This window comes from Gymnodinialimonas sp. 202GB13-11 (genome assembly GCF_040932485.1).
In the GTDB taxonomy this organism is placed as follows: domain Bacteria; phylum Pseudomonadota; class Alphaproteobacteria; order Rhodobacterales; family Rhodobacteraceae; genus Gymnodinialimonas; species Gymnodinialimonas hymeniacidonis.
The window spans coordinates 1245046-1265915 of record NZ_JBFRBH010000001.1; the positions used below are offsets into that span (position 1 = coordinate 1245046).

The 20870-nt window shown below is 61.0% G+C and carries 18 protein-coding genes and 1 tRNA gene; 11 read left to right on the forward strand and 8 right to left on the reverse strand.

The window, feature by feature from the left end:
* The first annotated feature begins 71 nt into the window (after positions 1-71).
* The 8 genes from pdxH to modC all read left to right on the forward strand — a co-directional run bounded on the left by pdxH (position 72) and on the right by modC (position 8976).
* Complete coding sequence (gene pdxH, locus V8J81_RS06215) at positions 72-692, forward strand: pyridoxamine 5'-phosphate oxidase (RefSeq protein ID WP_368474881.1); 621 nt, start codon at positions 72-74, stop codon at positions 690-692.
* A gap of 149 nt (positions 693-841) precedes the next feature.
* A complete protein-coding gene (locus V8J81_RS06220) occupies positions 842-1360 on the forward strand; it encodes a cold-shock protein (RefSeq protein ID WP_368474882.1) in 519 nt (172 codons plus the stop codon).
* A gap of 57 nt (positions 1361-1417) precedes the next feature.
* Entirely contained in the window at positions 1418-1903 is a 486-nt protein-coding gene (locus V8J81_RS06225) for a DUF192 domain-containing protein (protein WP_368474883.1), read from the forward strand.
* Positions 1904-1967: 64 nt separating this feature from the next.
* Positions 1968-2044, forward strand: a tRNA-Pro gene (locus tag V8J81_RS06230).
* A gap of 577 nt (positions 2045-2621) precedes the next feature.
* Positions 2622-6290, forward strand: coding sequence for a vitamin B12-dependent ribonucleotide reductase (locus V8J81_RS06235; RefSeq protein WP_368474884.1), 3669 nt, complete (start codon positions 2622-2624; stop codon positions 6288-6290).
* Between the two features lie 215 nt (positions 6291-6505).
* Entirely contained in the window at positions 6506-7246 is a 741-nt protein-coding gene (modA, locus tag V8J81_RS06240) for a molybdate ABC transporter substrate-binding protein (protein ID WP_368474885.1), read from the forward strand.
* Entirely contained in the window at positions 7239-7940 is a 702-nt protein-coding gene (gene modB, locus V8J81_RS06245; RefSeq protein ID WP_368474886.1) for a molybdate ABC transporter permease subunit, read from the forward strand. Before modA ends, modB begins: the two co-directional genes overlap by 8 nt.
* Positions 7933-8976, forward strand: a complete 1044-nt coding sequence (gene modC, locus V8J81_RS06250) for a molybdenum ABC transporter ATP-binding protein (RefSeq protein ID WP_368474887.1) — start codon at positions 7933-7935, stop codon at positions 8974-8976. Before modB ends, modC begins: the two co-directional genes overlap by 8 nt.
* Before the next feature lie 22 nt (positions 8977-8998).
* Here modC and V8J81_RS06255 read toward each other — a convergent pair whose 3' ends face one another.
* The 8 genes from V8J81_RS06255 to miaA form a co-directional block, all read right to left on the reverse strand.
* The gene (locus V8J81_RS06255) at positions 8999-11086 is read right to left on the reverse strand and encodes a dipeptide ABC transporter ATP-binding protein (protein ID WP_368474888.1); all 2088 of its coding nucleotides are present in this window, start codon (positions 11084-11086) and stop codon (positions 8999-9001) included.
* Positions 11087-11188: 102 nt separating this feature from the next.
* Positions 11189-11662, reverse strand: a complete 474-nt coding sequence (locus V8J81_RS06260) for a hypothetical protein (RefSeq protein WP_368474889.1) — start codon at positions 11660-11662, stop codon at positions 11189-11191.
* The gene (locus V8J81_RS06265; protein WP_368474890.1) at positions 11659-12096 is read right to left on the reverse strand and encodes a hypothetical protein; all 438 of its coding nucleotides are present in this window, start codon (positions 12094-12096) and stop codon (positions 11659-11661) included. Before V8J81_RS06265 ends, V8J81_RS06260 begins: the two co-directional genes overlap by 4 nt.
* Before the next feature lie 17 nt (positions 12097-12113).
* Positions 12114-13565: an ABC transporter permease gene (locus V8J81_RS06270; protein ID WP_368474891.1), complete on the reverse strand. Its 1452-nt coding sequence runs from the start codon at positions 13563-13565 to the stop codon at positions 12114-12116.
* A 12-nt stretch (positions 13566-13577) separates the two neighbouring features.
* Positions 13578-14666 carry an ABC transporter permease gene (locus V8J81_RS06275; protein ID WP_368474892.1) on the reverse strand — a complete coding sequence of 363 codons (1089 nt, stop codon included), beginning with the start codon at positions 14664-14666 and terminating at the stop codon, positions 13578-13580.
* Positions 14667-14826: 160 nt separating this feature from the next.
* Complete coding sequence (locus tag V8J81_RS06280) at positions 14827-16482, reverse strand: ABC transporter substrate-binding protein (protein ID WP_368474893.1); 1656 nt, start codon at positions 16480-16482, stop codon at positions 14827-14829.
* 234 nt (positions 16483-16716) lie between these two features.
* Positions 16717-17523: an AraC family transcriptional regulator gene (locus tag V8J81_RS06285; RefSeq protein ID WP_368474894.1), complete on the reverse strand. Its 807-nt coding sequence runs from the start codon at positions 17521-17523 to the stop codon at positions 16717-16719.
* Between the two features lie 55 nt (positions 17524-17578).
* Positions 17579-18445, reverse strand: a complete 867-nt coding sequence (gene miaA, locus V8J81_RS06290) for a tRNA (adenosine(37)-N6)-dimethylallyltransferase MiaA (protein ID WP_368474895.1) — start codon at positions 18443-18445, stop codon at positions 17579-17581.
* Between the two features lie 119 nt (positions 18446-18564).
* Here miaA and pyrH point away from each other — a divergent pair, with 119 nt between their 5' ends.
* The 3 genes from pyrH to frr all read left to right on the forward strand — a co-directional run bounded on the left by pyrH (position 18565) and on the right by frr (position 20789).
* The gene (gene pyrH, locus V8J81_RS06295; RefSeq protein WP_368474896.1) at positions 18565-19299 is read left to right on the forward strand and encodes a UMP kinase; all 735 of its coding nucleotides are present in this window, start codon (positions 18565-18567) and stop codon (positions 19297-19299) included.
* Positions 19296-20108: a hypothetical protein gene (locus V8J81_RS06300; RefSeq protein WP_368474897.1), complete on the forward strand. Its 813-nt coding sequence runs from the start codon at positions 19296-19298 to the stop codon at positions 20106-20108. The genes pyrH and V8J81_RS06300 overlap by 4 nt, the downstream gene beginning before the upstream one ends.
* A 126-nt stretch (positions 20109-20234) precedes the next feature.
* Positions 20235-20789 carry a ribosome recycling factor gene (gene frr / locus V8J81_RS06305; RefSeq protein ID WP_368474898.1) on the forward strand — a complete coding sequence of 185 codons (555 nt, stop codon included), beginning with the start codon at positions 20235-20237 and terminating at the stop codon, positions 20787-20789.
* The last annotated feature ends 81 nt before the right edge of the window (positions 20790-20870 follow it).

The following is a 20870-nucleotide window of genomic DNA, read 5'->3' on the forward strand; positions in this document are numbered from 1 at the left end:
GGTGGGCGACCCTTGTCGCAACATATGCTGACCGCTAGCTGATGGAGCGATTGGGAACGGAGGCATTCGGAATGACGACGCGAGACGGTATCTTTGCAGGCGACGACCCGTTCGCCTTGGCGCAGGCGTGGTTGACTGAGGCCGAGGTAAGTGAGCCGAACGATCCAAACGCAATTGCCCTTTCGACAGTGGATGCCGATGGGCTGCCGAATGCGCGCATGGTACTGCTGAAAGAGATTGAGGCGCACGGCGACGGGAATGGCGCGTTTGTGTTCTACACGAACTACGGCTCGGCCAAGGCGCAAGAGATTGAGGGGGCAGGGAAGGCGGCTTTCGTGTTGCACTGGAAATCGTTGCGGCGCCAAATTCGGGTGCGCGGCGTGACGTCTCGTGAAGAGGGGCCGCAGGCGGATGCGTATTACGCCTCAAGGTCTCTCAAAAGTCGGTTGGGCGCTTGGGCGTCGCAACAATCGCAACCGCTGGATAGTCGGGCAACGCTTATGGCCGAAGTGGCGCGTGTGACGGCGCTGCACGGGCCCAACCCGGCGCGCCCTCCGTTTTGGGGCGGCATCCGGATCACGCCGTTAGAGATCGAGTTTTGGGCGGATGGAGCGTTTCGTTTGCACGACCGGTTCCGGTGGACGCGCACTGGCCAAGGCGCGCCTTGGGAGGTGGTTCGCCTGAACCCGTAATTGACCCAAACGTCACCTAACTAAGGGTGTGTCTTTTTTGCAATTTCATGTATCATGAAAATGTAAGATACTGTTAAGAATAGAGTATTTGACCTTGTGTCTGGCTGTGGGTGCTTCACCATCACTACGTGGTGGAAGTGGAGCATATTATGCATACGGGCCCTGATGTGACCTTGGACGACGCGGTTGCCGGACAGGTGAAGTGGTTTGATGCCGCTAAGGGTTTTGGATTCGTGCTGGCCGATGGCGGCGGCCCGGATATTTTGCTACATGCGAATGTGTTGCGGAACTTCGGGCGAGGCTCCGTGTCGGAGGGCGCACGGGTCAAATTGCTGACGCAGGAAACCGGTAGAGGGCTGCAAGCGACCGAGGTCATCTCGATCGAGGCGTTGCCGGAGAGTGAAGCACCGGCAGACAGCACACACGCTGATCTCCCCGATGTGACCGACGTGCCCCTTGTCGCAGCGCGTGTGAAGTGGTTTGACAAGTCCAAGGGTTTTGGGTTCGCCAACGCGTTCGGCCAGCCGGAAGACGTGTTTGTCCATGTCGAGGTTTTGCGCCGGTTCGGGTTTTCGGAACTCCAGCCCGGTGAAGCGGTGGCGGTGAAAATCGTTGACGGGCCGCGAGGAAAGATGGCTGCGGAAATCCGCACCTGGGATCAAGCATAAGGTCAGACTGCTGCGGATGCGGGCTGTGCCTGCAGCGCCCGAAAGGGGCAGTGGTAAATGACGAAGATTTTTTTGGCCCCTTGTCTGGCGCTTCTTCTGATTTGTGTGAATGCTGCCGGCGCAGCTGCCGCGTGCCGTGAGGATCGTGTCGAGTTGCGGGGCGATTGGGGATCAGTCCGGTTCCGGGTTGCCCTTGCGGACACTCCGGCGGAACGCGCGCAAGGTCTTATGCATGTAGAAGAGATGCCGCGTCTGAGCGGGATGCTTTTTGTCTACGAGCGTCCGCAGCGCGTGAGCTTCTGGATGGAAAACACACTGATCCCCCTTGATATGATCTTTGTGGGTCCGGACGGGGTGGTCCGGCACGTCCACGAAAACGCGATCCCGCTTGACCGCACGGGCATTCCGGGCGGGAGCAATGACATTCAATATGTTCTTGAAGTGAATGGCGGCGTGACTGCCGATTTCGGTATTTCCGCAGGCACGCAATTGCGGCATCCCGCAATAGATCAGACCCAAGCAGTATGGCCGTGCGACGAGTGATGTTATTTGCGCTTTGATAGGGCTTGCGCAATGGCCCAAAGGACCGATATGACGCGCCCACGGTCGGGGCGTGGCGCAGTCTGGTAGCGCACCTGTTTTGGGTACAGGGGGTCGTGAGTTCGAATCTCGCCGCCCCGACCACTTTCCTAAATGTTGTATCCGCTGCCCTCAGGGGCGCCTTATGTAGTGTTCAGCCCTCGAATTGTGGCCGAATGACTACATATTGTGGGGGGCAGATTCTTTCTGCCTCGGCCTGATTTGAGGGTGCGAGCCCTGAGCAGTTGTTGAGGCATGACCTCAGGTAAATACGCTATCTAGGCCTGAATAAAGAAAAACATCCATATGTAGGGTGTGCATCGCGGTATACAGGAATCACCACCTCTACTGGACCGGTTTGATCGCCAAGCAGATTGCAAGAAAAATATCCCGAAAAATCCCTCAAAAAGCCGTTGACCCGATAGGGGTGAACACGTCAGGTTGTGCTGGCTGACACAAGCGCCACCACATATAGCGCATGTCGGCGGGGGCAGAGGGATAACACCTCAGCAAAACAAAAGCACGGTCTGTCACCGAGTGCCGCGGCACCCGACTGGAAGAGCTGTGCGTACGGCCAGCAAGCGCTGGAATGAGAGAGACGGTCAGAGGGCAGAAGACCCTGGCAGACCGCTTTGTTGGGAAACAGGGGCCTGGCACGGGTCCAGGCGATGATGAGGCAGCTATGAAAATTGAACGGAGATTCACCCGCGACGGTGCAGACCTGTACGCGGATCTGGAATTCACCACGACAACGTCGGAGATTCGTAACCCCGACGGCACGGTCGTGTTCAAGCTAGACGATGTAGAGGTGCCCCAAGGTTGGAGCCAAGTCGCCTCTGACGTCATCGCCCAGAAGTATTTCCGTAAAGCGGGTGTGCCCGCAGCGACAAAGCCTGTGAAGGAAAAAGGCGTTCCCGCATTCCTTCAGCGCCACGTGGCCGACGAAAAGGCGCTGGAGGCTATGCCGGAGGACCAGCGTTATGGCGGCGAAACGTCCGCCAAGCAGGTCTTCCGGCGCCTTGCCGGCGCCTGGGCCTACTGGGGCTGGAAAGGTGGCTACTTCACCAAGGAAGCTGACGCCCGTGCTTATTTCGATGAAATGCAGCTGATGCTGGCGCGCCAGATGGCAGCGCCCAACAGCCCGCAATGGTTCAACACCGGCCTGCACTGGGCCTATGGCATCGACGGCCCCGCGCAGGGCCACCATTATGTCGACTACAAGACCGGCAAGCTGACGAAGTCGACCTCGTCCTACGAGCATCCGCAGCCGCACGCTTGCTTCATTCAGGGCGTGGCCGACGATCTCGTCAATGACGGCGGCATCATGGATCTCTGGGTCCGCGAAGCGCGTCTGTTCAAGTATGGCTCCGGCACCGGTACCAACTTCAGCCACCTGCGTGGCGAGGGCGAGAAGCTGTCGGGCGGCGGCAAATCCTCCGGTCTGATGGGCTTCCTGAAGATCGGCGACCGCGCGGCGGGCGCAATCAAGTCGGGTGGCACAACACGCCGGGCGGCGAAGATGGTGATCGTCGATGCGGATCACCCCGATATCGAGGACTTCATCGAGTGGAAGGTGCTGGAAGAGCAGAAAGTGGCCTCCATCGTCGCGGGCTCCAAGATGCACGAGAAGATGCTGAACGGCATTTTCGCAGCCATCAAAACCTGGGACGGCTCGCTGGAAGATGCGGTTGACCCGGCTAAGAACGCGGGCCTGAAGCAGGCGATCCGCGAAGCCAAAAAGGTCGCGATCCCAGAGACTTACGTGAAACGGGTGCTGGATTACGCTAAGCAGGGCCACACCAGCATCGAATTCCCGACCTACGACACCGATTGGGACAGCGAGGCGTATAACTCGGTCTCCGGCCAGAACTCCAACAACTCCATCCGCGTGACGGACGCCTTCTTGAAAGCGGTCGAGAATGACGACGACTGGGAGTTGATCAATCGCAAGGACGGCGACGTCGCCAAGACGATCAAAGCTCGCGATCTGTGGGAGAAGGTCGGGCACGCGGCGTGGGCCTGTGCCGATCCCGGCATCCAGTACCACGACACGGTCAACGCGTGGCACACCTGCCCGGAAGATGGTGCGATCCGCGGGTCCAACCCTTGCTCGGAATACATGTTCCTCGACGATACGGCCTGTAACCTGGCGTCGATGAACCTGCTGACCTTCTATTCGAACGGCGTGTTCGATGCGGAAAGCTACATCCATGCTACGCGCCTCTGGACGCTGACGCTGGAAATCTCGGTGATGATGGCGCAGTTCCCCTCGAAGGAAATCGCGCAGCTCAGCTATGACTTCCGGACACTTGGCCTTGGCTACGCGAACATCGGCGGCCTGCTGATGAACATGGGCTACAGCTATGACTCGGCTGAGGGTCGCGCGCTTTGCGGAGCGTTGACCGCGATCATGACTGGTGTGGCTTACGCAACCTCGGCAGAGGTCGCGTCCGAGCTGGGGCCATTCGACGGCTTTGCCAAGAACCGCGAGCACATGCTGCGGGTCATGCGCAACCACCGCAACGCAGCCTACGGCAAGACGGAAGGCTACGAGGACGTGAACGTGAACCCGGTGGCGCTGGACCACACCAACTGCCCCGATCAGAACCTGATCGCGCTGGCCAAACAGGCTTGGGACGAGGCGCTGACGCTGGGTGAGCAGCACGGTTACCGCAACGCGCAGGCCACGGTGATTGCGCCTACGGGCACGATCGGTCTGGTCATGGATTGCGACACCACGGGCATCGAGCCGGACTTTGCGCTCGTGAAGTTCAAGAAGCTAGCCGGTGGCGGTTACTTCAAGATCATCAACCGCTCGGTCCCCGGCGCGCTTGAAGCGATGGGCTATTCCTCGGCCCAGATCGAAGAGATCATCGCCTACGCCGTGGGTCATGGCACCATCGGTCAGGCGCCCGGCATCAACCACACGAGCCTGATTGGCCACGGCTTTGGCCCGGCAGAGATCGAAAAGATCGAAGCCGCCCTGCCGCAAGCCTTCGACATTCGCTTCGTCTTCAACCAGTGGACCCTTGGCGCGGAGTTCTGCACCGAGACCCTGGGCATCCCGGCGGAGAAACTGAACGATCCCACCTTTGACCTGCTCCGGCATCTTGGCTTCTCCAAAGCCGATATCGAGGCCGCAAACGACCATGTCTGTGGGACCATGACCTTGGAGGGCGCGCCGTTCCTCAAAGACGAACACCTGTCCGTGTTCGACTGCGCGAACCCCTGCGGGAAAAAGGGCAAACGCTTCCTCAGCGTCGACTCGCATATCCACATGATGGCAGCGGCCCAGTCCTTTATCTCGGGTGCGATCTCCAAGACGATCAACATGCCGAACAACGCCACGATTGAGGATTGCCAGAAGGCATATGAACTCAGCTGGTCGCTCGGCGTGAAGGCCAACGCGCTTTACCGTGACGGCTCCAAGCTGTCGCAGCCGCTGGCCGCAGCCCTTGTCGAAGATGATGATGAGGCCGCAGAGGTTCTGGAAACCGGAACGCCGCAGGAAAAAGCGGCCGTGCTGGCGGAAAAGATCGTCGAGAAGGTCATCGTCAAGGAAATCGCCCGCGGGCGGGAAAAGATGCCGGACCGCCGCCGCGGCTACACCCAGAAGGCGATGGTTGGAGGCCACAAGGTCTACCTGCGGACGGGCGAATATGAAGACGGTCAGTTGGGCGAAATCTTCATCGACATGCACAAGGAAGGCGCAGGCTTCCGGGCAATGATGAACAACTTCGCCATCGCGGTCTCGGTCGGTCTGCAATACGGCGTGCCGCTGGAAGAGTTCGTGGACGCGTTCACCTTCACCAAGTTCGAGCCCTCGGGCATGGTGCAGGGCAACGAGACGATCAAGAACGCGACCTCGATCCTCGACTACATCTTCCGCGAGCTGGCCGTGTCCTACCTCGACCGCACCGACCTGGCGCACGTCGCGCCAACTGGTGAGACCTTCGACGATGTCGGACGTGGTGCAGAGGAAGGCGTGTCGAACGTGCAGGAAGTGCCGGAAAGCCGCGGCTCCGATCCGCTGGAAGTGCTCAAGCAGGTGGCCTCAAGCGGCTACCTCCGCAAGCGCGTCCCGCAGGAGCTGGTCGTGCTGCAGGGCGGGGCCGATCCGGTCGCCGTGCTGGAGACGCTGGTGCCAGAAACCAAGGGTGGCGGCACGATGGCTGCGGTGGCCTCCACCACAGCCGTGACCACCGGCACCGTTGAGATCGACGCGCGCACCAAGGCCAAGATGCAGGGCTATGAAGGCGAAGCCTGCGGCGAGTGCGGAAACTACACGCTGGTGCGCAACGGCACCTGCATGAAGTGCAACACCTGCGGCGGCACGTCGGGGTGTAGCTGACACAAGAGATCGGATGCGCGTCCCTCACCGTTCGCGCATCTGAGTTCCGGGGTGGGTGCGCTCACCCTTGGCGCGGATCAGGCCGCAGGCAGAAAATTTCGGGCAGTCAATTATCAGAGCCTGATCAGCGAAACTGGGGGTCCTTCGGGGCCCCCATTTTTTTTGTGCACGCACACTGACTTGCCGCCCAAGCCGCCAGCCGCGATAGTCGCGCAATGCGTATGGCCTGGCTCTTCTCGCTATTCCTGACCACGCCCGCCTTGGCGGAGGATGTCACCGTTTTCGCAGCCGCCAGCCTTGCCGGACCGCTGGACGAAATCGCGGAAGCGTTCGAACAGGACAGCGGCCACGATGTGACGCTGGTCTATGCGGGTAGCTCGGCCTTGGCGCGACAGGTTGCGGCAGGCGCTCCGGCGGACATTGTGATCTTGGCTAATGAGGCCTGGATGGACCATCTGGACGCGGAAAATGCCATCACTCGGAACACGCGTCGCACGCTTCTGACCAACCGGCTGGTCCTGATCGGATCATGGCACCTGTCTGAGCCGCTGGCCTTGCACGACCTGCCCGACGCTTTGGGCGCGCGCCGCCTTGCCATGGCGCTGACCGAAGCGGTCCCGGCTGGCATCTACGCACGCCAAGCCCTTGAAGAAGCAGGCCTTTGGGAGGCGCTCGCCCCGCAAGTGGTTGAAACCGACAATGTGCGCGCGGCGCAGATGTTGGTGGCCATCGGGGCGGCGGGCTTTGGCATTGTCTACGCAACAGATGTGGCTGAGGAACGGCGGGTGAGCGTACTGGCCCAGATCCCTGAAGATTTGCATGCGGCCATCCGCTATCCCGCCGCGCTGACGCCGGGGGCGAGCACAGCGGGGCAGGCCTTCTTCGATTATCTGGACGGCCCCATTGCGCAGGCCACCTTCAGCGGTGCCGGGTTCGGAGTGCCATCCGGTGAGTGAGTGGCTGGGACCGGCGGAATGGCAGGCGGTGGCGCTGTCGCTGCGTGTGGCGCTGGTGGCGACCTTGCTAAGCTTGCCGTTTGGCGTGGCCGTGGCGTGGGCTCTGGCGCGCAAGCGGTTTCCGGGCCATGCGCTGCTGAATGGCTTGGTGCATCTACCGCTGATCCTGCCACCGGTGGTGACGGGCTATCTGTTATTAATCTCCTTCGGGCCACAGGCCGTGTTGGGGGGCTGGTTGGAGGCGGCGGGCCTCGGCGTGGCATTCCGCTGGACGGGTGCGGCGTTGGCGGCAGCAATCATGGCGTTCCCCCTGATGGTGCGCGCGATCCGTCTGTCGCTTGAGGCGGTCGATCCGGGGCTGGAGGAGGCCGCAGCGACCTTAGGCGCCTCTCGATTGCGGGTGTTTGGAACGGTGACATTGCCCTTAATCGCACCGGGCGTACTAACGGGCGCAATCCTCGCCTTTGCCAAGGCGATGGGCGAATTTGGCGCGACGATAACCTTTGTCAGCAACATCCCGGGGGAGACCCGGACGGTACCCTCGGCGATCTACGCTTTTCTGCAAGTGCCGGGCGGAGAAGCGAGCGCATGGCGCTTGGTGATCGTCTCAGTGGTGATCGCAATGGGGGCCTTGCTGGCCTCCGAGCTATTGGCGCGCCGGGTCGCGGCCCGTGTCAGGGGGCGCGATGCTTGAGATCTCCGTAAAGCATGATTTCGGCGCTTTTGCACTGGACGCCGTGTTTGAGGCACCGGCAGGCGTGACCTGCCTGTTCGGCCATTCGGGTGCCGGAAAAACGAGTGTCGTCAAAGCAGTGGCAGGCCTTCTTAATGCGGATCACTCACGGGTTTCTGTCGATGGAACACGTCTGGACGGTTTACCGACGCACCGACGCGGCGTGGGCTACGTCTTTCAGGGGCCCCGCTTGTTTCCACATATGTCCGTGCGCGCAAACCTAAGCTATGCGCGATCCGGCATGGATATGGGCCCCGTGGTCGACATGCTCGGCATCGACCACCTGCTGGACCGTCGACCGGCATCCCTATCTGGCGGTGAGGCGCAACGTGTAGCAATCGGGCGCGCGCTTCTGAGCCAGCCGCGCCTGCTGCTGCTGGATGAGCCGCTGGCCGCGCTCGACGAAGCGCGCAAGGCTGAAATCCTTCCATATCTGGAGCGGGTCCGCGACGCGGCTGAGGTGCCGATCCTCTACGTCTCGCATTCCGTGGCGGAGGTGGCGCGTTTGGCCACCACGATTGTGGCACTTGAGCAAGGCAAAGTGGTGCGGGTCGGGCCTGCGGCGGATGTGCTGTCGGACCCTGACATTGCCCCAGTGATTGGCATCCGGGAGGCTGGTGCTCTGTTGTCGGCCCGCGTGGTGCGCCATCATGAGGACGGGCTAAGCGAACTGGCGGTGGCGGGCGGGGCGCTTTGGTTGCCCAAGGTCGCGGCCGTTGAGAGGGCTGAGGTTCGCGTCAGAATCGAGGCGCAGGATGTTATGCTGGCGGCCGACCGCCCCTCGGGAATCTCTGCGCTGAATGTGCTGCCGGTGCGCATCCGAACCCTGCGACAGGGGCAGGGGCCGGGTGTCATGGTCCAGCTTGAGGCGGGCGGTGAGCCGCTTCTGGCGCGTGTAACCAACCGGTCCGCCAAGGCGATGGGCCTTGGAGAGGGGTGGCAGGGCTACGCTGTTATCAAATCCGTCGCTGTGGCCTCGGGAAATGTCGGACGCTAGCCCCTAGTTTACCACTGGCTTTTCACTCCGCCGCTATTTTGATCACCGGCTCCATCCGCGCGAGAATGTCTTCGGCAAGGTGGCACTTGATCTGGTGGCCATCGGCCAGCGTGCGCATTGGCGGGACCTCTTTCTCGCAAAGCCCGCCGGGTACGTCGGACTTCCAGCGGCAACGGGTCTGGAACGGGCAGCCGGAGGGCGGGTTCATGGCAGAGGGGATGTCGCCTTCTAGCACGATGTGCTTCTTCTCGATGCTGGTGTCGGCGATCGGAACCGCGCTGAGGAGCGCCTCGGTATAAGGGTGATAAGGCGGGCTGAAGACCTGCTCTGTATCGCCCAGTTCAACCACATGGCCGAGATACATGACCATCACGCGATCAGACAGGTAGCGGACGATGGAGAGGTCGTGGGAGATGAACAGAAGCGTGGTCTTCTCGCGCCGTTGGATTTCCATCAGCAGGTCTGTAACGGCGGCCTGAACGGAAACGTCGAGAGCCGAGACGGGTTCATCCGCAACGACAATCTTGGCGTCACCCGCAAAGGCGCGGGCAATGCCGACACGCTGTTTCTGGCCCCCGGACAATTGGCGCGGCATGCGGTCCGCGAAGGCGCGGGGCAGTTTCACCAGATCGAGTAATTCCAGCATCCGTTCACGGCGCTCTGCCTCGTTCTTGCCGATTTTGAAGATCTCAAGCGCGCGGATGATCTGGCGGCCTACGGTCATGGAGGGATTGAGCGTGTCGAAGGGGTTCTGGAACACCATCTGCACGTTTGAGACAGTGCCGGTGTCCCGCTCCTCAATTGGGGTATCACCGATGGGCTTGTTGCCCAGGGTGATTTCGCCATCTGTGGCTGTCTCCAGCCCCATCAGAACCTTGGCGAGCGTGGACTTGCCACAGCCGGATTCGCCCACGATGGCCAGCGTCTCAGACTCGCGCGCCTCGAAGGTAAGTGTCTCATTTGCTTTGACAACTTTCTTGTCGCCGCCGCCGAAAAGGGCGTTGGCCGCCACCTCGTAGTACTTCTTGAGGTTGTCGATTTTCAGGACCGTATCGCCGATGGCGGCTTTCTCGGTTGAGGCCGCGACATCGGGCGGAGCGTCCCAGTCAATCTCATCGTAGCGCAGGCAACGCGTGGCGTGGCGGTCGCCATGGTCCAGATCGGCCATGGGGATGGCGGTGGCGTTGCAGCGTCCCTCCTCGAAATAGTTGCAGCGGGGGCCGAAATTGCAGCCGGGCGGGCGTTCATGGGGCAGGGGGAAGTTGCCCGGAATGGCGATCAGGGGACGGGCGTTCTTGTCGGCACCGGGCAGGGGGATCGAGCGGAAGAGGGCCTGCGTATAGGGGTGCTGCATGTTGTCGAAGACATCGGCGATGCGACCCGTCTCTACCGCCTCGCCGGAATACATCACGCAGAGGCGGTCGCAGGTTTCCAGCACGAGGCCAAGGTTGTGGGAGATGAACAGCATTGACGTGCCGTATTTCTCACCCAGACCTTTCACGAGATCGACGATGCCGGCCTCAACCGTCACGTCGAGGGCGGTGGTGGGTTCATCGAGGATCAGCAAGGAAGGCTTTGACATCAAGGCCATAGCGATCACGATGCGCTGCTGCTGACCGCCGGAAAGCTGGTGCGGATAGGATTTCAGCATCCGCTCAGGGTCGGGCAGGCGGACGTCTTTGACGACCTCAAGGGCCAGCTCATAGGCCTCTTTCTCCGACGCGCCTTCGTGGATCATCGGCACTTCCATCAGCTGCTTGCCGATGCGCATGGCGGGGTTCAGCGACGCCATGGGTTCTTGGTAGATCATAGCAATTTCCGAGCCGCGGAGGTCGCGGAGTTCTTCCTGGCTCATCTTGTTCAGGTCGCGGCCCTTGAACTTGATGGAGCCGCCAACGATGCGCCCGTTCACGCCGAGATCCTGCATGACGCCAAGCGCCACGGTGGATTTGCCGCAACCTGACTCGCCTACAAGGCCCATGGCCTCGCCGGGCATCACGGTGCAGGAGAAATCCATCACCGCCGGGATTTCGCGCAGGCGGGTGAAGAAGGAGATCGAGAGGTTTTCAATCTCAAGGATCGGGCCGTCGTAAGGTGTGCGTTCTGCCATGTTAGTTTTCCTTAACTGACCGGCCAAAAGGCGGTGTAGTGAAACTGTAGTTTTCCTGTAGTTTTTTCGTAACTACAGACTTTGGGCTCGGGACTTGCACGGTCATGGTTGCCACCCGCATCCGACGCCGTCGCGAGCTATGCGACCCTGCGCCGACATCAGGGTTTCAAATCCGAGTGTCTGGCGGCATTGCTGAACGCGCTGGATAATGTCGGTGTCGATATCGCTTGGGCTTGCGCCATTTTCGAGCTCTGCGACATAGTCGGCGCGAATGGCATTGCCGTGATCGAGCATCGCGTCATAGACCGCTTCGTAGGGCCGTGCGCATTCCGTGACGTCGCTTGTGAGACGGAGGGATTGGAAGAACAGGGCAAGGGCGCTTTGATAGAATTCCTGGGCAGTTGGTTCCCCGGCTTCGGCGGCTTCGCGAGCCCGAAGTTGCAGGACCAGCGCCAGACCACCGCATTCCGTGAGGGGTTGAATCCATTCCTCCTGCGCCTGTGTTGCCTCAGCCGAGGCAACAAGGCTTGCGGCGACCAGCAAACCAGCCGGGATCTTTGCAGGCAAGGCGTTCATTCGCGCCACCCGCAGGGGCTTGGCCGGGTGAAGCGGCGGTCGTTCATTTCGACCAGAAAATCGAAGCCAAAATAGGTCACGCATTCATCCCACTGCCCGAGGAATGCGACGAGCATTTCTTCGCGGGCTGCGCCGGTCGCGCGGATCGGGTCATGCTCTTCCAACAGGGTCGATCCCGACTGGGCGAATTGTTCGCTCGCCTGCTCGAAAGTGACATTGCATTGGCTTTGTACGGCATAGAAGTATTCGAGACCGTCATACAGCAAGTTGCCGCTTCGGATGATGTTGTCCGTATACTCGGACGGGCCTTCGTTTTCGATCAGGATGTCCCCCAAAACGCCCATGGCCAGCCCGTGGCCGCCGCAGGAGACAATTTGATCCGCCAGTGTCTGCTCCCCGACCGCGTGTGTGGTCAGGGCGAGAGATACGGCCATGGCGGATGCAGCCCGCTTCAATCCTTCAGGCTTTCTTCACGCAGGCCATCGGCCAGCAGGTTGAGGCCAAGCACAAGGCTCATCAGCGCCAAGGCGGGCGGTAGGGCGGGGTGGGGATAGACCGTCAGCAGGCGTCGGCCTTCGTTGATCGTGCTGCCCCAGTCCGGGCTCTCTGGCGAGAGGCCGAGACCGAAGAAGCCCAAGGTGCCCAGAAGGATCGTGGTGTAACCGATGCGAAGGCAGAAATCGACGATCAGCGGCCCACGTGCATTGGGCAGGATCTCCCACAGCATGATGTACCACGGGCCTTCGCCGCGGGTTTGGGCGGCGGCTACGTAGTCGCGGGTTTTCACATCCAGCGTGATGCCGCGCACGATGCGGAACACCGTGGGCGAGTTCACGAAGACCACCGAGACGAAGACAATCAGCAGGTTGCCGGGGATGTTGAAGAGGTCGAGACTTTCCGGCCAGAAGCGCACGGCGCTTTCCGGGTCGGCGCGGTCCGAGATCAGCGAGAAGTAAAGCCAGAAGCCCACAATCGCAGCGATACCGACAAGGATATTCCGGGTCATCGGTTGGGTGTGGTAGCGCGAGTTGAACAAGACGATCAGGAAGACGATGGGGAACAGGAACAGCACCATCGACATGTATTGCGGCACGCCCGCTTGCACGATTTCCGGAGTCACGAGCAGGTAGAAGAGCAGGATGACGGGGAATGCGAGGACGAGGTTCGCGACGAAGGTCAGGATCGTGTCGAGCTTTCCACCGATATAGCCCGCCGGAAGCCCAAGCGTAATGCCGACCATGAAGGCGAAGAGCGTGGCGAGCGGCGCGATTTGCAACACGTAGGTGGAGCCGAGGACCATACGGGAGAAGACGTCACGGCCCAAACGGTCTCCGCCGAAGAGGTAGTGGGAATAGGCCTCCCCCTCAGGGGTGGCGGTGCCGGGCACCTCGTTGCGCATGGAGCTAATTTGGTCGAGGGCGTCAAACGGCGCGACCCAGCTGGAGAAGATGGCCGAGAAGACCCAAAACATCACCAGCCCGAAGCCCACCATACCGATGGGGCTGTCGAAGAGCTTACCGTAGAGGCCGAGCTTGCGCTTGAACGTGATCGACAGGATGAACGTCACAATCAGCGCGATCCAGACGGGCAGGAACCGCTGGCCGGCCGCACCGATGATGCCCTTTTGCTCCATCGTTGGCAGGACAAGCCCGCCGATGATGAAGCCTGCAACACACAGCAGGAAAAGCATTACCGCGTATTTCATCGTCGTCAGAGCATAGTCTGACGGCGTGCGTGTGATGCCCATGGTGCCGTCGCCCTGGATTTCCAGCTCACCGGGGCGGACGCCCACGATAGTGAGGACGAAGTTGGTGAAAAAGCCCAGGAAGAAGACCACCACGGAGGCGAGGATCATTGGGTTGAGGAAGCTGCCGAATTGGCCGGTCCATGTAAGGGATTCCATCTCGATATCTCCTTACGCGATGCGAATGCGGGGGTTGAGGAAGACGTAGCCGATATCCGAGATCAGCTGCGTCACGAGGACCACGAAGACCGCCACGATGGAGCAGGACAAGAGCAGCTCGATATCGTTGTTGGAGGCGGCTTGTACGAGGGTCCAGCCAAAGCCGTTATAGTTGAACAGCGTCTCCACGATCACCACGCCGGTCAGCAGCCAGGGGAACTGGAGCATGATGACGGTGAAGGGCGCGATGAGTGCGTTTCTGAGCGCGTGCCGCAGGACGATCTTGCGGAAGCTGACGCCCTTTAGGCGGGCCGTGCGGATGTATTGGGCGGTCATCACTTCGGCCATCGACGCGCGTGTCATCCGCGCGATGTAGCCCATGCCGTAGAGCGCGATCGTCACGACAGGCAGGGTGAAGTTCCAAAAGGTGATATCGTCCATGGCCGAGCGGGCGGAGCCGAGGAACAGCGTGCCGCTGTCGAGCCAGCCCCATTCCACCAGCAGCGGTGATAGGCCCGCCTGGGAGGAAGCGAGGAAGACGATGAAAATCACGCCGGAGACGTATTCTGGTGTCGCGGTGGAGGCGATGGACATGGTCGATAGTGATCGATCAAGCCGGGAACCTTCGCGCATCCCCGCAAGCACGCCCACGAGAAGGGCGGCCGGGACCATCAGGGCAAAGGCCCAGAACATCAGGATGCCGGTCAGCTGCAGTCGCCCGCCGATAATGTTGGAGACCTCGTCATCGGAGACGGTCGAGAAGCCCAGATCGCCTTGCAGCAGCCCGCAGCGGGCAGGCGCATCGGCGGGATCCATGCCAAAGTCGATGCAGCGGCCAGTGATTTCACCGGTTTCTTCATCCACCCGGGTCCAACCGGGGACAACACCCAACCACTCGCCATAGCGGGAGATCATGGAGCCGCCATAGCCGTTGCGGTCAAGCCACGAGACGACCTCTTCATCGGTCATGCGGGCATTGCCTTGGGTCTTCGCGAGCTTTTCCAGGTTCGGGAAAAGGTTCGTGAGGAAGAACACCACGAATGTCAGGCAAAGTGCGGTGAGGATCATCACGCCAAAACGGCGGAGGATGAAGGCTCCCATGTCGGTCGGTCCCCTGTTGGTCTGGGCGGCGCGGTTGTTGTCGTGATGCGCTTCGCCTGGAGGTGGCCGCCTGCGATCTGCGCCGCGGTTCAGCCGTTTGCGGGAAAGTCCCGCAGGAAAGAAAAACCGGCGCCCCTGATGGGGGCGCCGATCTTTGAATTTAGGCTTCGAAGCCGAGGTAGTGGACGTTGATCTCAAACTTGGGATGCATGTCCGCATTCACGATGCCGGCCTTGTAGTGGCGGAAGAGCGAGCGCCAGTAAGGCTGGATCGTCACGCCTTCGTTGACCATGATCGTTTCGATCTGGGCCATCACCTCGCGGCGCGCATCGGCGTCCTGGATGCCGTTGGCCTGATCGAGAAGCGCGTCGAATTCCTCGTTCGCGAAGCCGGATTCGTTCCACGGCACACCGGAGCGGTAGGCGAGGTTGAGAACCTGAACGCCGAGCTCGCGGTGGTTCCAGTTCGTGGACGAGAACGGATAGTTCGCCCAGTCGTTCCAGAAGGTGGAGCCGGGGATGATCGTCCGCGTGACGTTGAAGCCGGCGTCGCGCAGTTGGGCTGCCACGGCGTCGGTCGTGTTCTTGCGGTAATCATCGTCGATCGAGATCAGTTCGAACTCGAAGTCAGCATTGCCAGATTCTTCCAGCAGCGCCTGAGCGGCAGCCGGATCGAACGCCAGTGCAGGCACGTCGGCATATTCAGGGTGGATCGGGCAGACATGGTGGTTCTGCGCGGTCACGCCTTGGCCGTTGATGCCGAGATCCAGCATCACCTGGTTGTCGCACGCCATTGCAATGGCCTGACGGACGCGAACGTCGTCGTAAGGTGCATTGTTCTGGTTGGGACGGATCACCACGGTCGCGGCCGTCGTCACCTCGGACTGTGTCCAGCCGATGGCGGCGAAGAGGTCAACGAATTCACCGACCGTCTCGTAGGTCATGTCGAATTCGTCGGCTTCAGCGCCTGCGAACCACGCGGCGGGGTCCTGGCCGAGGTCAACGAACTGAACTTCGTCCAGATAGGCTTCGCCCCAGTACTCGTGATCCGCTTTGCGGGTCAGCGTCGCGCCAACACCCACTTCGTAGGACGTGATCTCGTATGCGCCGGTGCCCACGCCGTGGTCGGCAGGGTTGGTGCCGATCAGGTCACGGTGCTGAACAGCGGACGGATAGTCCGCGATGCCGGGCACAAGCGTGATGTCGGGCGCAGGGTAGGTCACGCGCACGGTGTATTCGTCGACCACTTCGATGGCGCCTTCGCGGGCCACACCGGTGTCGGGGTCAACCAGGCCGCCCATACGGGTGGCCATGGAGTTGCCTTCAACGGTGCTGTCGCACCAGCCGATGAAGTTGGCAGCAACGTCTTCTGCGGTGAACGGATCGCCGTTGTTGAAGCTTACGCCCTGACGCACGTTCAGCGTGTAAACAGTGGCGTCTTCGTTGGCTTCCCAGCTGTCGAGCAGAACGCCTTCGAAGGAGCCGTCTGCGTTGTACTGGATCAGATATTCAAGGAAGCCGCGGGTCACGTTGGCCATCTGCGACCAGTCATAGGTGCGCGGGTCTTTCAGCGCGCGCACTTCCTGCTGGATGCGCAGGGTGCCGCCAGCGGCGGGCACGGCGCGGTGGCCATCGGCTGCGGCGGGTGTGGCACCGATCAGCGAATAGGCTGCGGCGGCGCTGAGGCCGAGTGCGGTCGAGCGGACGAGGAATTCGCGGCGGTCAAGTTTGCCTTCCTTGTGCTCGCGCGCATACATCTCGGCGACCGGATGGCTCGTCAGACCCTTTTGGGTCTGTACGTGGGTGAAATCTTTCATTTGCGTCGTCTCCCTGTGACGTCTTGGTCTGTTTTTATTTGAGCGCCCATTTTTCCGCGAAGCGGCCTGCGCGCCCTCAATCGCATTAGCAACCGCATTGGACACTTGCGTCAACGGTTAGTTGCGCCGACTAAGCGTCTGTTTGCGACATCGTCCAAGACAAAAACCGACATTGGGCCGGGATGCAACCGGAGATGTATACAGGTCCCCGGAGCGATGGCCCGGAAATAACGCTTAGCTGCGCAGGCGCGGCTTGCGGAATTCCTTGGGTGTCTGACCCACCGCCTGGCTGAAGGCGCGGGTGAAGTAGGCCGCCGAAGAGAAGCCCAGTTGTTCGGCCACCTCGCGCGCTGGCAGATCGGTTTCCAGAAGCAAACGGCGCGCTTCGTGCATGATCCGCTCATTCAGTAGGGCAAGGGCCGGGCGGCCCGATGCATCGCGGCAGACGCGGCTGAGATGGGTCGGTGTGACCTGCAGGTCGCGCGCGTAGTCCGCGACGCCTTTGCCTGTGCGAAAGCCCTGTTCCATGCGTTCGGCAAACATCTCCACCAGCTTGTGCGAGCGTTCGCGGCTGATCACGCCTTCCTGGCGCGACAATTCGCGGGTCATCCAAGCGGAAATCAGCAATGAATAGGCAGTCAGCGCGCGGCCCATGGCGGGAGCTCGAGCGGCCAGTTCGGCTTCCACTTTTTCGATGTGGGACGTGACCGCAGCCTGGCTTTCGATGTTCGAGACGCGCAGGTGAAAGGGCAGGTCTGGAAGATCCAGACTATTGTCGGGCGGCAGGCAGAGTTCCAACCCCTGCGTTTGTGCCGCCAATTCCAATGCCATTGGCACGCGGGCGGGCACAAACACGGCGGTGTTGGGGCCGTAGCCGCGCGTGATGCAATTCACGGAAACACGGCCCTGGCCACGGGTGATCCAGTAGAGGCGGGCGCGGGGGGAGGCGTGCAGGTGTTCGATCCGCCATGCCCCTTGCATGCGCAGTTTCCCGAGGGACGCGACAGAATGGGCAATGGGGCGGCGGGACGCTTCGAACATGGGCGGCAGGGTAGCCGTAGGGTGCGAGTGCGCAAGCGGAAAGGAAGTTGGAGCGCTAAGGAAGCGAAAGGTGAGTCCAATCGGCCATATTCGAACGGAACCATGTACGTTGCCGCTTGGCGTATTGGCGCGAGGCGATGATTGCGGCGTCGCGCGCCGCCTCGAGGGTCATTTTGCCTTGCAGATGGGCGATCAATTCGGGCGCCCCGATGGCTTTGGCGCTTCCGCCCGCATTTGGCCAACGGGCAAGGTTTCCGCGCGCTTCTTCGAGAGCTCCCTTGTCCAGCATCAGGTCAAACCGGCGCGCAATGCGGCCGGCCAGCCAGTCACGATCGGCGTCGAGCAGGATTGAGTAGGTGTTTGCAAGCGGAAGCACGGGCGGCGGTGTCTCGGACTGCCAGGCTGAGAGTGGCTTGCCGGTACCGCGAAGAACTTCCCACCCGCGTTGGATACGGGCACGGTTCTGGCGGTCGATGCGGTTGGCCAAGACGGGGTCTTCGTTATCAAGCTCGTTCAGGAGGATTTCGGTTGCCAAGGCATCTGCCGTCGCGCGCACCTCTGGCGCGGTGGCAGGAATCTCCACCAGGCCCTCCGTGAGCGCGCGAAAATAGAGGCCGGTGCCGCCGACGATGATCGGGCGTAGGCTCAGGAAAGGGGTGACGTCGCGCAGCCATTGGCCGACGCTGTATTCGGCCTCAAACGGGACATGGCCGAAAAGGTGGTGGGGCGCCGCTGCCTCTTCCGCGGGCGAGGGGCGCGCTGTCAGGATGCGCCAGCCGTCATAGACCTGAAGGGAGTCGGCGTTCACGATGGGCCGGTTTTGCGCCTGCGCAATTGCAATGGCGAGCGCGGTTTTGCCGGATGCAGTTGGCCCCGCAATCAGCACAGGCCTGTCCTTTGGTATGATATCTATATCAATCAATGCTTTGCGGGCCGTTCTTCAAGTTCTTTATTCGAGCTGGCCCGGCGAAAGGAGGGCGTTGAACCGGCGCGGTGTTTAGCCCATTGTTGCGCCGCAAATCAACGAAGGACATCCCCGCCATGACAAGCGACCCCGCCCACACCGCCGCCCGGTACAACCGCGTGATGCTCAAGATTTCGGGTGAGGCCTTGATGGGCGATCAGGGCTTTGGCCTTCATCCGCCGACCGTGGAGCGCATCGCAAAGGAAATCAAATCCGTACACGATCTGGGCGTTGAGATCTGTCTGGTGATCGGCGGCGGCAACATCTTCCGCGGGCTGCAGGGTAGCGCGCAGGGTATGGAGCGGACGACAGCAGACTATATGGGGATGCTGGCAACGGTCATGAATGCTCTGGCGATGCAGAGCGCGCTTGAGTCGCTGGGAGTGTTTACGCGTGTCATCAGCGCGATCACGATGAACGAGGTGGCGGAGCCCTATATCCGCCGCCGCGCCGTTCGCCACCTCGAGAAGAAGCGCGTTTGCATCTTCGCCGCTGGCACCGGCAACCCGTATTTCACGACCGATACTGCCGCCACCCTGCGCGCGTCCGAGATGGCGTGTGAGGCGATCTTCAAGGGCACCAAGGTCGACGGTGTGTATGACAAAGACCCTGCCAAGCACGACGATGCCAAGCGGTTCGAAACGGTCAGCTACGATGAAGTTCTGGCACAGCATCTGGGTGTGATGGACGCTTCCGCCATTGCCTTGGCGCGCGAGAATGACCTGCCGATCATCGTCTTTAGCCTCGATGCACCGGGTGGATTCCTCTCGATCCTGTCGGGCGAGGGGACGTTCACGAAGGTGTCCGATTGAGGCTCGCGGTCTGTCTCGCGCTGTTCGCCTTTCCCTGCGCGGCGGACCCTGTCGCGCTTTCGTTCTTTGAGCAGAATGGATGTGTTGCCTCAGCCGGTGATCTGACTGCGGCAGCGGCCAGTGGGGTCGATGTTGCAGCGATTGATGAATACGTCATGGCTCAGATGGCGGAAGGTCATGTGGTTGAGCAGGGGGCCTATACGGTTCTATCGCCAGAAATCTGCACGATCCGCCTGCCGCAGATTGAGACCGAGTGGCGACTGGATGCGCCAGAAATCCAGGCCATCACCACGGCAGTCGATCGTGACCCTGAGTTTCCTGGATGTCTCCTTGGGGATTTGCGCGGTTTTTTCGGACAGCAATACCCCGATGATCCGGCACGCGCCTATGATGAGTTTGTCCGCTTCGTGGCCGCACATATTATTTCTGGGGAGGTTCGCTTCTTCAGCGAGTCCCCCTTGAGGACCCCGGCGACGTGGCAGGTTGTGACGGGTGATTGCGCAAACGTGCCCGAAATTGACGCGATGCGTGAGACCCAACGCTACATCGCCGATGAACCCTTTGCGGAAGTCATTGCGACCTTGCAGGCCAACGACCCATGTTTTGAGGAGCGAAGTGACAGTTTACGCAATGCGGTGCTCGCCCTTCAGGGGATCGATGTTACAACGGGGCAGGGACCTGATGGTGCTGCGGTGAATGCGTGGATGGATACAGAATTCCTGTTCATAATGCTCGCGGCCGACTGGTTCATAGGGGACAGCTTTACGGAGCGGGGCATGACGCGTCCGCCGCTTTGCGCCTGGCCATAGGGTAATCGGACTACCGCCAATCACGCATCATCTGCACGAAAAGCCCTGAAACCGGGGTGTTGTCGAACCTCTGCCCTGCGGGTTACAAGCGGCGCTACGTAACAACAAAGAACAGGCCTTTGCGACATGTCCGACGAATTCATGCTCGATACCGATGATCTGGAGCGCCGGATGGAAGGGGCGATTGCCTCCCTTCGGACGGAATTTGCCTCGCTGCGGACGGGCCGTGCCTCAGCCTCGATGCTGGAGCCTGTGATGGTGGACGCTTATGGCGCGATGACGCCGATCAACCAGGTTGGCACGGTTAATGTGCCTGAGCCGCGGATGGTTACGGTAAACGTCTGGGACAAGGGCCTTGTCGGCAAGGTTGAGAAGGCGATCCGCGAGAGCGGTCTGGGCATCAACCCGCAGCTTAACGGCACAATCATCATGCTGCCGATCCCAGAGCTGAATGAAGAACGCCGCCGGGAATTGGGTAAGGTTGCGGGCACCTACGCGGAGAATGCTCGGGTCAGCATTCGCAATATCCGCCGCGACGGGATGGACCAGATCAAGAAGGCCGATACCTCCGAGGATGATGCGAAGTTCTGGGAAGGCGCGGTGCAGGAACTGACCGATACCTATATCAAGCGGGTCGATGACCAGCTGGAGACCAAGCAAGAAGAGATCATGCAGGTTTGAAACCGGTATCGGCCCTGACGGGCCGACAGACGCGTCAGTGGCGCGTTTGCGGTTTCAAAGGCCAAAGCCCGGGATGACATG

Bases quoted from the DNA above. Each gene is read 5' to 3' on its own strand.
- pdxH (WP_368474881.1), top strand. From the start codon at position 72: ATGACGACGCGAGACGGTATCTTTGCAGGCGACGACCCGTTCGCCTTG.
- V8J81_RS06220 (WP_368474882.1), top strand. From the start codon at position 842: ATGCATACGGGCCCTGATGTGACCTTGGACGACGCGGTTGCCGGACAG.
- V8J81_RS06225 (WP_368474883.1), top strand. From the start codon at position 1,418: ATGACGAAGATTTTTTTGGCCCCTTGTCTGGCGCTTCTTCTGATTTGT.
- V8J81_RS06235 (WP_368474884.1), top strand. From the start codon at position 2,622: ATGAAAATTGAACGGAGATTCACCCGCGACGGTGCAGACCTGTACGCG.
- modA (WP_368474885.1), top strand. From the start codon at position 6,506: ATGCGTATGGCCTGGCTCTTCTCGCTATTCCTGACCACGCCCGCCTTG.
- modC (WP_368474887.1), top strand. From the start codon at position 7,933: ATGCTTGAGATCTCCGTAAAGCATGATTTCGGCGCTTTTGCACTGGAC.
- V8J81_RS06255 (WP_368474888.1), bottom strand. From the start codon at position 11,086: ATGGCAGAACGCACACCTTACGACGGCCCGATCCTTGAGATTGAAAAC.
- V8J81_RS06260 (WP_368474889.1), bottom strand. From the start codon at position 11,662: ATGAACGCCTTGCCTGCAAAGATCCCGGCTGGTTTGCTGGTCGCCGCA.
- V8J81_RS06265 (WP_368474890.1), bottom strand. From the start codon at position 12,096: ATGGCCGTATCTCTCGCCCTGACCACACACGCGGTCGGGGAGCAGACA.
- V8J81_RS06270 (WP_368474891.1), bottom strand. From the start codon at position 13,565: ATGGAATCCCTTACATGGACCGGCCAATTCGGCAGCTTCCTCAACCCA.
- V8J81_RS06275 (WP_368474892.1), bottom strand. From the start codon at position 14,666: ATGGGAGCCTTCATCCTCCGCCGTTTTGGCGTGATGATCCTCACCGCA.
- V8J81_RS06280 (WP_368474893.1), bottom strand. From the start codon at position 16,482: ATGAAAGATTTCACCCACGTACAGACCCAAAAGGGTCTGACGAGCCAT.
- V8J81_RS06285 (WP_368474894.1), bottom strand. From the start codon at position 17,523: ATGTTCGAAGCGTCCCGCCGCCCCATTGCCCATTCTGTCGCGTCCCTC.
- pyrH (WP_368474896.1), top strand. From the start codon at position 18,565: ATGACAAGCGACCCCGCCCACACCGCCGCCCGGTACAACCGCGTGATG.
- frr (WP_368474898.1), top strand. From the start codon at position 20,235: ATGTCCGACGAATTCATGCTCGATACCGATGATCTGGAGCGCCGGATG.